Source organism: Robiginitalea sp., from assembly GCF_049588695.1.
Lineage (GTDB): Bacteria > Bacteroidota > Bacteroidia > Flavobacteriales > Flavobacteriaceae > Robiginitalea.
Window position 1 is genome coordinate 1 of record NZ_JBAVZJ010000459.1, and the last position, 5452, is coordinate 5452.

4 protein-coding genes are annotated in these 5452 nt (G+C 49.6%); 1 reads left to right on the forward strand and 3 read right to left on the reverse strand.

Annotation, left to right across the window (positions count from 1 at the left end; all coding sequences use genetic code 11):
• Together WBV75_RS10780 and bshC are read right to left on the reverse strand one after the other, a co-directional pair.
• Positions 1-584, reverse strand: a 584-nt coding sequence (locus WBV75_RS10780) for a pyridoxal-dependent decarboxylase (protein WP_424120613.1), incomplete at its 3' end; no start/stop codon positions are given.
• A 183-nt stretch (positions 585-767) separates the two neighbouring features.
• On the reverse strand, positions 768-2369 hold the full coding sequence (gene bshC / locus WBV75_RS10785) for a bacillithiol biosynthesis cysteine-adding enzyme BshC (protein WP_424120614.1): 1602 nt from the start codon (positions 2367-2369) through the stop codon (positions 768-770).
• Between the two features lie 141 nt (positions 2370-2510).
• Between bshC and WBV75_RS10790 the strand changes: the two genes are divergently transcribed.
• Entirely contained in the window at positions 2511-4976 is a 2466-nt protein-coding gene (locus WBV75_RS10790) for a M14 family zinc carboxypeptidase (RefSeq protein WP_424120615.1), read from the forward strand.
• Positions 4977-4983: 7 nt separating this feature from the next.
• Here the strand turns inward: WBV75_RS10790 and WBV75_RS10795 are convergent, their stop codons facing one another.
• Positions 4984-5361 carry a PKD domain-containing protein gene (locus WBV75_RS10795; protein WP_424120616.1) on the reverse strand — a complete coding sequence of 126 codons (378 nt, stop codon included), beginning with the start codon at positions 5359-5361 and terminating at the stop codon, positions 4984-4986.
• Positions 5362-5452 lie beyond the last annotated feature (91 nt).

Here is a 5452-nt window from a genome sequence, read left to right on the forward strand (position 1 = left end):
GTCTGGACCAGGTGGACATCTACGTCAATAACCTTAGCCATTGCCTTAATAGAACTATGGGCACCACTGGAGGTAATGATCATCCCCTTTTCTCCTGGTGCATTTGTCTTTTTTCGACAGGCTTCCCGAGCTGTCACCATGGCCGATAAATTAGCTGCCGTTCCACCACTGGTAAATACCCCAAAAGCACCTTCAGGCATCCCTGTAAGGGAAATAAGCCAGTCCATAGCCCGATTCTCGCAATAGATACCCCCGGCGCCCTCCATCCAGTAGGCCCCGTGTATTGAAGAGGCTGAAGTAATCAGGTCAAACAGGATTGCCGCCCGCGTAGGGGCTGCTGGAACAAAGGCGAGGTGGCGTGGGTGATCAATGGGAACAGTTGCCTTCACCAGTATATCCCGAAATATCTGGAAGGCCTTCTCCCCTCCTATCCCTTCAGGGGTTATGGTTTCCCCGGCCAGGGCGTGCAATTCAGATTCCCTTTTGGGCTGCCCCAATTCCGGGGCACTGTTGGTGATCCGGCTGATGGCGTATTTCATGACATCAAGGGTCATTTCAACAGTATCGATATCTATGGTGTGCATGGGTAAGGAAAGTTTACAATGACTGTAAATATAGGATTAAGAAAGGTGGGGCGAACTGATCTGCCTCATTTCAAAACTCCAAAGGCCAGGGGTCCTACCATGGGCCAACCACGGTGAAAAGGGCCTGCACCGACTCCAATCCCCAGCCTGCCTTAATTTGAGTACGATCCAGAAACGAAAAGACTAAGGGGTACAGACGGAAAACTCCATCTCCAGAGGACTGAAACCCTCAAGAAGGCTTTCGAAAAGGGAAGGCCCCATCTCCAGGTAAAACTCTGAGAAATTCCGACTGCGTTCCTGTAGGCTACCCCCGGGAAATAAAGAATCCTGAAGTTCCCTGACCCGGGAGACAGAGTCTTTTAAGTGTCGCTTCTGCGCTTTAAGCAACCTTTTCTCCAGGCGATCCAGGCCATTGATCTGTTTGACCTCCTGGGCCTTTACAGCTCCTAAAAACGATTTATCCGTTTTCCCGGCAAGCACGTAGAGATCCTCAAACTGCTTCTTGAGATGTTCGCGCTGGGGGGTGAAATCAATGGAAATTTCTGAAATCTCGCGAACCTTTTTTTCAATAAGGCGGTCCGAATCCAGAAAGAGGTCCTTTATATCCAGTTGTAATTTTTCGAGTTTTGCCTGCTGTTTCCGGGTCATCAACAAAGCGGAATTCCGCAATAGCAATATAGGGAAAACCACTTTGGAGGCCTCGAAATACGCTTTAAGCTCCAGCCAGTAGGCCAATTCTCCTCCTCCCCCGATATAGCAAAGATTGGGCAGGATCACCTCCTGATACAGGGGCCTGGTGATGACGTTGGGAGAAAACCGTTCGGGATGCTGATGCAATTCCTTTTTTAAAGCCTCACGGGTAAAAAAAAGATCCGAATCTACCACTCCAAACCCCTCGTCACGGGCCACCAGCCGGCTGCGCAGTCCATCCAGCAGGTAGAAATAATTAATCTCCCGGGGATTTACCTGTATGTGGTAGTCTTCCGAAGACTCCTGAAGTTCGTCGATGCTCTGGCTCACAGCCTGATACGCCAGGTTATCAAAAATATCACTTTCAATATGCGGGATGAGAAGTTCTTTTAATCCTGCTTCGTCCCCGTCGATAATGACAAGGCCCAATGCTCCAAAGAGCTCATTGGCAAGGTATCGCGTGGCTGCAGCGAGGTTATTTTGTTTCAGGTAGGCATTTTTAAAAAGCTCCCGCAGTTTATCTGCCCGCTTTCCCGGTCCGAGATCTGCGGAAAATGTCTCGTAGACCGCCTCAAGGCCTTGAAGATCCATACGACCTACGCCTCCTTCGGCTTCCCGATTCCAGTGAATATTTTTACCCCTGAAATTAAAATGGTTGATCTCCTCAAAATCGTGGTCTTCAGTAGCCATCCAATAGACAGGCACGAAACGACATTCAGGATAGGCCTCTGTGAGCTCCGCTGCGAGCTTAACGGCACACAGGATTTTATAGGCAAAATAAAGGGGGCCTGTAAACAAATTGAGCTGGTGGCCCGTGACCACAGTAAACGTTTTTGAATCTTTCAGGGCCGCTATATGCTCCAGGGTGGCATCTGAGGCTTTCAATTCAGCATACTGTTGTGACAAGACCTCAGCCACGCGAATTCGATGGCTGTTAGGAAATTCGCGTTCTTTATCCGCGATCTGCCCCTTGAAAGCCTCCAGGGATGGAAAACGGCCATAAAAAGGCTTCAAATCGTCCCGCTGATCGAGATAACCTTCAATAAGACCTGAAAAAAAACCGGTATCCTCAAACGGAATTCCCTGGAAGTGCATAGGATATAATGAGTTCCCAAAGATAAAATTCCCGTGGGGATCAATTCCTAAAAATACGTTAAGAAAGTCGTACGGATTGGTGTTTTGGTAATGACAAAACAACACAGATTCCTTAGCTTTATACCTCAACACAAACAGCATATGAGAATTTTTACCTGTTTATTCGCTTTTTTAATGGTGATGCAACACCAGGCCCAGGACCTCAAATCCCCTTCAGAATTCCTGGGGTATGAGCTCGGGTCCCAATTTACAAGGCACCACGAGGTCGTCTCCTATTTCAAATATGTAAGTGAGGCGCTGCCCACACAGGTGCAACTACAGCCCTATGGCTATACCAACGAGCGCAGGCCACTGATGTTTGCTGTACTTTCCAGTCCTGAAAACATGCAGAACGTGGAAGCCCTCAGAACTGCACACTTACAGAGTACTGAGGGAGGGGGAGATTCCCAGGTCGCCGTCGTTTGGTTGAGTTATAACGTTCACGGAAATGAGAGTGTCAGTACAGAAGCTTCCATGCAGACGCTGTACGACCTGCTTACCTCAAAAAAGGCTTACCTGGAGAATACCCTGGTCATCATTGATCCATGCATCAACCCGGATGGTAGGGAGCGCTATGTCAACTGGTACTATCAGTATAAAAACACCCCCTATCAGGTGGATGCCAACAGCAAGGAACACCGGGAAGGATGGTGGAGCGGACGAAGCAACCACTACATGTTCGATTTGAACAGGGACTGGGCCTGGCTGACCCAGGTTGAAAGCCAGCAACGCCTGAAACAATTCAACAAATGGATGCCGCATATTCATGTGGATTTTCATGAACAGGGTATGAATAACCCGTATTATTTTGCCCCGGCAGCTGAACCCTATCACGAGGTGATCACCGATTTCCAAAGGGAATTCCAGGTAAAAATCGGGAAGAACCACGCCCGTTATTTCGATCAGAACGGCTGGTTTTATTTCACCCGTGAGGTCTTCGATCTTTTTTATCCCAGTTATGGGGATACCTACCCGACCTATAACGGGGCCATTGGTATGACCTACGAACAAGGTGGGAGTGGTCGCGCCGGCCTGGGAGTGATAGTAGCTTCCGGTGACACCCTAACACTTAAAGACCGGATTGCACATCACCTGACCACCGGACTCAGTACCGTTGAGGTAGCTTCCCAGAATGCCGGGACACTGAATGAAGAATTCCGAAACTTTTTCAAGGGTGATAAAGACTTCAAGTACAAGTCCTATATCCTCAATGGCGACCAGGACAAGCAACGGGCTTTAGCTGAATTGCTCGATAAACACGAAATAAACTACGGCTGGGCCGGGGAATCGACCGTACGCGGTCTGAATTTCGGATCGGGAGCCTCTGCCTCCCTGAAAACAAATTCCAGGAGTATGGTAGTCTCGACCAATCAGAAAAAGGGCACGATGGTCAAAGTATTGTTTGAACCCAATGCCGTTCTCAGCGATTCACTGACATACGACATCACGGCCTGGTCATTGCCTTATGCCTATGGACTGGATGCCCTGGCCAGTGAGGGGCTGGTAAAACCCAATACCTCTCAGGCCGCACCCTGGAGTGCGATTTCAACGGGGATTGAGAAAGGTGCCTTTGCCCATGTAGGGGACTGGAATAGTATGAAAGATGCCCGGTTTTTGTCCGATTTAGTTCAAAACGGTATCGGGGTACGCAGGTCTGAACGGGCATTTCAATTAGGCGGGAAGACCTGGGATGCAGGCAGTCTTATCATTACCCGCGGCGATAATCTTCGCAAGCCCGATTTTGAACAAGTACTTCAATCCCTTGTGGAAAAGCATCAAAAACCCCTGACCCCCGCCCGCACGGGCATGGTGGATTCGGGCAAGGACTTCGGGTCCCGTTATGTGGGTATGATCCCGGAAACCCGGGTGGCCGTACTGTCTGGAGAACCCACCTCCACGCTGAGATTCGGGGAGGTCTGGCATTATTTCGAACAACAACTCCACTATCCCATTACCGTTCTGGACGCGGAATATTTTGACGGGGTTGCCCTTGGGGAGTACGATGTGCTGGTGTTACCCGATGGCTGGGGCTACCGAAGCTTCCTGAATGAAAGTCGAAAGGGCCAGCTTAAAGATTGGGTGGCTGACGGAGGCAGGCTCATTGCCATGGGCAGGGCACTGGCGTATCTCGGAGGGGAGGATGGATTTTCGATCGAACGGAAGGAAAGGGAGTCTGAAGACCTTGAAGCAGAGACCCCTCCCTCATTCGCGGAGACCAGCAGGGAAAGGATCCGTGGAGAAATCACCGGGGCCATTTTTAAAACCAGGGTAGACCCTACACATCCCATGGCCTTTGGGTACGGAGACACCTATTACACCCTGAAATTGGGTAGTGACACCTATATCTTACCCGATGGGGGTACTGTTGCTGCATTAGGGGAATCGCCACTTCCTGTTGCGGGATTCGCCGGGAGTAAAGCTGTAACAAACCTGTCAAAGAGCCTGGTTTTTGCGATGGAAAACTACGGGCGCGGAGAAGTGGTTTATATGGCAGATAATCCCCTTTTCCGTGGCTTCTGGGAAAATGGCAAACTGTTCTTTGCCAATGCCATTTTTATGGCGGAGTAACCCCTTATCACTGTATGTTGACCGAGGTCGTGGATACTGCCAGGCAATCGTTATCACCGCTGCTCAGACTCACCTGAGCCTGCACCTGGTACGTTCCGGAATTAATATATAAATGAGATACTGAATTGCCGCTATCCTTCGTCCCGTCACCAAAATCCCAGTTTACCTCTGTGACTGATAGCGTACCGGTGTATTGAATTGAAAACTGAACGGTCATCCCCCCTTGGGCGCTATCGTCATCAATTTGCACAAGGCCGGCCTCCTGTAAGCAGTCGATTACCTGAGAGGCATCGTCATCCCCGCTGCAGGCGAACATCAGAAAGAGGAGGGCTAAACCCGCGAAACGCAGGAATGTACCATGCAGGAATTGTAGAAGCCGCTTCATACCTTACAACTAGCTTTTGTCAAAAATAGTCATAATTGTTGATGCCTGACCTTAAAAAACTACCCCCAATTACAAGTCTTCAGTATGCAGT